Origin of the sequence: Brevundimonas abyssalis TAR-001 (assembly GCF_000466985.1) — a bacterium.
Classification (GTDB): domain Bacteria; phylum Pseudomonadota; class Alphaproteobacteria; order Caulobacterales; family Caulobacteraceae; genus Brevundimonas; species Brevundimonas abyssalis.
This window is the reverse complement of sequence record NZ_BATC01000098.1, coordinates 1-4,443: the sequence shown is the minus strand read 5'-3', so window position 1 is coordinate 4,443 and position 4,443 is coordinate 1. Positions and strand designations below refer to the sequence as shown.

At 69.1% G+C, this 4,443-nt stretch carries 6 protein-coding genes and 1 pseudogene; 6 read left to right on the top strand and 1 reads right to left on the bottom strand.

What is annotated here, in order from left to right:
- Positions 1–589, top strand: a 589-nt coding sequence (locus MBEBAB_RS15905; protein ID WP_507725564.1) for a CopD family protein, incomplete at its 5' end; no start/stop codon positions are given.
- Positions 586–900 (top strand): CopD family protein, encoded by a 315-nt coding sequence (locus tag MBEBAB_RS16640; RefSeq protein ID WP_021698731.1) that lies wholly within the window; start codon positions 586–588, stop codon positions 898–900. The genes MBEBAB_RS15905 and MBEBAB_RS16640, both read left to right, overlap by 4 nt.
- A gap of 2 nt (positions 901–902) precedes the next feature.
- Here MBEBAB_RS16640 and MBEBAB_RS14470 read toward each other — a convergent pair whose 3' ends face one another.
- Positions 903–1,385: a YybH family protein gene (locus tag MBEBAB_RS14470; protein ID WP_021698730.1), complete on the bottom strand. Its 483-nt coding sequence runs from the start codon at positions 1,383–1,385 to the stop codon at positions 903–905.
- Positions 1,386–1,506: 121 nt separating this feature from the next.
- Between MBEBAB_RS14470 and MBEBAB_RS14465 the strand changes: the two genes are divergently transcribed.
- The 4 genes and pseudogenes from MBEBAB_RS14465 to MBEBAB_RS14450 form a co-directional block, all read left to right on the top strand.
- Positions 1,507–1,773: a hypothetical protein gene (locus tag MBEBAB_RS14465; RefSeq protein WP_021698729.1), complete on the top strand. Its 267-nt coding sequence runs from the start codon at positions 1,507–1,509 to the stop codon at positions 1,771–1,773.
- Positions 1,770–2,207: a Spy/CpxP family protein refolding chaperone gene (locus MBEBAB_RS14460; protein ID WP_021698728.1), complete on the top strand. Its 438-nt coding sequence runs from the start codon at positions 1,770–1,772 to the stop codon at positions 2,205–2,207. Before MBEBAB_RS14465 ends, MBEBAB_RS14460 begins: the two co-directional genes overlap by 4 nt.
- 3 nt (positions 2,208–2,210) lie before the next feature.
- Positions 2,211–2,780 carry an RNA polymerase sigma factor gene (locus MBEBAB_RS14455; RefSeq protein WP_021698727.1) on the top strand — a complete coding sequence of 190 codons (570 nt, stop codon included), beginning with the start codon at positions 2,211–2,213 and terminating at the stop codon, positions 2,778–2,780.
- A 94-nt stretch (positions 2,781–2,874) separates the two neighbouring features.
- Positions 2,875–4,443, top strand: a pseudogene (locus MBEBAB_RS14450) (copper resistance system multicopper oxidase); the annotation flags it as partial.

Genomic DNA, 4,443 nt, shown 5'->3' with positions numbered 1-4,443 from the left:
CGGCGTCGTCGTCCTGCGCTGGGTTCAGTTCCTGTCGGCGACGGCGGCGCTGGGCCTGCCGCTGTTCATCCTGTACGCCCCGCCCACCCTGCCGCACGCAGCCGGCTCCATAGGGCGGGTCGTGCTGGTCTCGATCCTGGTCCTGGCGCTGTCCGCGGGGGCGGGGCTCCTGCTGCAGACGGCCATGATGGCGGGCGTCGCCACAGCGGCGCTCGACCCGACCGCGGTCGCCTATGTGGCGCAGTCCACGGAGCTTGGCCGGGCTCACATCGCGAGGGCCGGTCTGGCGTTTGCGGCGGCGCTTGTGCTCATCGCCGGTCGGGGCGGCGGGGTTGCCCGGTGGATCGCCGTGGCCCTGTTGTTGGGCGCCGTCGCCAGTTTCGCCTGGAGCGGGCACGGCGCTTCAACCGAAGGCGGATCGGGCCTTCTCCATCTGGCGGCGGACATCGTTCATGCGTGGGCTGCGGCCCTTTGGCTCGGCGCGCTGATCGCCTTCGGCCTGCTGTTGAGGCGTTCCAGCGGCGCCGACCCGCGAGCCTCGCGAGGGCTCTGGGCGGGTTCGCGGCTACAGGCGCCGGCGCGGTCGTGATCCTCACGGTGACGGGGATCATCAACGCCGTCTTTCTCATCGGACCGTCCAATCTGGCCGCCTTGGGGACGAACGCCTATGGCCTCCTTCTCTCAGCCAAGGTGGCGGTCTTTCTCGCCATGCTGGCCATGGCCGCCCGGAACCGGTTCGTGCTCACGCCCGCCCTGAACCGGGCCGTCTCCGCCGGGCATGACGCCGGGGCGGCGTTGAGCCGGCTCCGGTCCAGCGTCCTTTTGGAGCTGGGGGCAGGCGTCGCTCTGCTCGGCCTGGTGGCGGCCCTGGGCGTCCAGATGCCGCCCGTCGCCATGTGAGGTCAGTTCGGGGCCCGGGACGACCAGTGGATATGGCGGATGCGCCACCCGTCGGCGCCCCGCGTCAGCACCATGGTCTCGGCGGTCAGGCGATCAACCGCGCGGTCGTTGAACCGTCCGGTGGTGCGCCCTTCCGTCATCACCCAGGCCACGTCGCCTTCGACCACAGCGGCCCGACGCGCCACCTCGCTCCGCGTCGCCCCCGCAAAGGCCATGTCCGCCGGCAGATGATGCCCGGCGTATTGCTCCCGTGAGCGTTCCGCGCCGCCCTCTTCCAGAACGATCACGTCAGGGGTCAACAGCGCCAGGGCGGCGTCCCTGTCGCCGGCGTCAAGCGCGGCGTGAAACGCATCCACCGCCAGCACCGCCGGCTGGGCGGCTTCCGGCACGGACACGGCGTGCGCCGACGCAGGGGACGCCGGATCGTGCGCCAGAGCGGGCGAGACAGCGAGAGCCAGGATGGCGGCCAGGGTGAAGCGGAGCATGTGGGTCCCCTCTGTGGACTGATGACGGCTATCATGGCCTACGCTGTGGAGTGGCCTTTCCCTCGCGAGGGGCCGACGGTCATCCTGCGTATGATGTCTGGGAGCATGGACGGATACAATCATGATGGATCTCGACAGTCTGATTTCCCGGACCCCCGCTGCGGCGAGGCCGGCATTCGATACGCTGGAGCAGCGGGTATGGCGCGAGGTGGAGGCGATCGGCGCCCGGTCCCGCTCGGCTCGCGTCAGGATGGCGGCGCTGACGGTCGCGGCGATGGTGGGCGGGCTGAGCGGCCTGGCCGCCCCGGAGCGCGCCTCGACCCGGTCGGAGCTGGCCGTCTTCAGCCCTTCGGCCTCCGCCCTGTTCGTCGGAGCGACCCTGGGATGAGCGACTGGCGTTCAACCCTGGTCACGGCGATCCTGGCCGCCGTCGTCGGCGCCGCCTGCGCCTGGGGCGTGCTGACCTGGACCGGGCGGGAGACGAGCGCGCCGAGCCTTCATCAGGTGGTTCACGATCAGATGGACCTTACGGCGGCACAGGCCCAGCGGCTGGACGAGATCGAGGCCCGTTTCGCCGCCGAACGGACAAGACTGGAGGCCGAGGTCCGCACCGCCAATCGGGAGCTTTCAGACGCCATCGCCCAGAGCCAAGGCGACACGCCGCAGGTTCAGGCGGCCGTGGACCATTTCCACAGCGCCATGGGAGAGCTTCAGAAGGCGACCATCGCCCATGTGTTCGAGATGCGGGCGGTGCTGACGCCGGAGCAGGCCGAGATCTTTGACCGCGCCGTGGTGGACACGCTTCAGTCCGACGCCGGCTGAGCAGTGTCGCCGGTCACGCCGTCGGATGAAACGCTGGCGGCGCGCCGCGACCGCAGGGCCTTCTCGCGTCTCATGGCGGCGACGCAGGCCGAACTGCACCGGTTTGTCGCTCGCTATGTGGGCGATTCCGAGGAGGCCATGGATCTGGTCCAGGAGACCTATGTGGCGGCCTGGCTGGCAATCGGCCGCTATGATCCTGACCGGCCGTTCGGGGCCTGGCTGCGGGTCATCGCCCTGAACAAGTGTCGGGACTGGAGCCGGCGGCGCCGGGTGCGGCGCATGGTGCGCGGCGTCATGGGCCTGGACGAGCCAGCCGCCATGACGATTGGCGACCCGGCCGCCGGTCCCGACGACCAGACTCACGACCGCATGATGCTGCGTCGGGTCCAGATGGCGCTCAACCGCCTTCCCGACACGCAAAAGGCGCCCCTGTTGCTCGCGGTTCTCGAACACCGGCCCCACGACGAGATCGCCGACATCCTCGGCCTGACGCCCAAGGCGGTCGAGCTGCGGATCGCGCGGGCGCGCAGAACTCTGGCGGGACTGCTAAAGGGTGATGCGGGCCGCGACTGACCCTGCGGCGGTCTGTCGCGAGGGACATCGCCGGCGCCCGCGTAAGGCCCGGTATCACCCGGGCACGATCAAGGACGCAAACAAGATGACGCTGATGGCGGTGGATCGAAGACGGCTGCTGGGCGGCGCCCTGGGCGGCGCCGGCCTGTTCGCGGCGCAGGGACTGCTGCCCGCCTGGGCGCAGAGCGGATCGCCGGGCCTGCGGGCCGACCTGCGACCCTGAACGGCCCGGATGTGGCGCTGAGCGTCGGCCATTCGCCCTTCACCGTCGGCGGACGGACCGGTCACGCCATCACCGTCAACGGCACGCTGCCTGCCCCGCTCATCAGGCTGCGCGAGGGCCAGAACGTGCGACTGTCGGTGACCAACACCCTGGACGAGGACACCTCGATCCACTGGCACGGGGTGCTGCTGCCGTTCCACATGGACGGGGTGCCGGGTATCAGCTTTCCGGGCATCCGGCCGCAGGAGACCTTCGTTTACGAGTTCCCGGTCATCCAGTCCGGCACCTTCTGGTACCATTCGCACTCCAATCTCCAGGAGGCCATGGGCCACTACGGTCCCCTGATCATCGATCCGGCCGGCGCCGATCCGGTGGCCTACGACCGCGAACATGTGCTGGTGCTGTCGGACTGGAGCTTCCTGCATCCTCACACCATCCTGGACAAGCTGAAGAAGAGCCCCGGCTACTTCAACCAGTCGCGCACGACCCTGTCGGGCCTGATCTCCGGCGAAGACGGCATGGACCTGGAGCAGCGGCGTATGTGGGGGGCCATGCGCATGGACCCGCGCGACATCGCCGACGTCAACGGCACGACCTACACTTATCTGATCAACGGCCATGGTCCGGAGGAGAACTGGACGGGCCTGTTCCGTCCGGGCGAGCGGGTGAGGCTCCGGATCATCAACGCCTCGGCCATGTCGATCTTCAATGTGCGCATACCGGGTCTGGCCATGACGGTGGTCAACGCCGACGGCGAGAACGTCCGGCCCGTCGAGATTGACGAGTTCCAGATTTCGGTGGCCGAGACCTATGACGTGATCGTCCGCCCGGCCGACGATCGGGCCTACACGGTCGTGGCCGAGTCGGTGGATCGATCGGGCATGGGCCGCGCGACCCTGGCGCCGCGGCCGGGCATGGCGGCCGAGGTTCCGCCGCTGCGCGAGGTGCCCACCCTGACCATGCGCGACATGGGGATGGGCGGCATGGATCATGGAGCCATGGGCCACGAGGGGATGGATCACGGCGCCATGGGCCATGGCGCCGCAGCCGCGCCGACGGATCACGGCGGCATGAACCATGACATGCGGAATCCCGAAAACGCCCCGCCCGACATGGCGGTCGGAGTCGGGGTCGACATGATTTCCCCCGCCCCCGCCAATCGTCTGGGCGAGCGTCCCATGGGGCTGGAGGACGCCCCGCACCGGGTGCTTGTCTACACAGACCTCGCCTCACTGGCCCCGAACAGGGATCAACGGCCGCCCTCGCGGACCATGGAGATTCACCTGACCGGCAACATGGAGCGGTTCATGTGGGGCTTCGATGGGCGGAAATTCTCGGAGATCGTCGAGCCGATCCGTTTCGAGCGTGACGAGCGGGTCCGGGTCACCCTGGTCAATGACACCATGATGGCCCATCCGATCCATCTGCACGGCCACTTTT

What these genes read in the sequence shown, in the direction of transcription:
- MBEBAB_RS14470 (WP_021698730.1), bottom strand. Translation starts at nt 1,385, where the DNA reads ATGCTCCGCTTCACCCTGGCCGCCATCCTGGCTCTCGCTGTCTCGCCC.
- MBEBAB_RS14465 (WP_021698729.1), top strand. Translation starts at nt 1,507, where the DNA reads ATGATGGATCTCGACAGTCTGATTTCCCGGACCCCCGCTGCGGCGAGG.
- MBEBAB_RS14460 (WP_021698728.1), top strand. Translation starts at nt 1,770, where the DNA reads ATGAGCGACTGGCGTTCAACCCTGGTCACGGCGATCCTGGCCGCCGTC.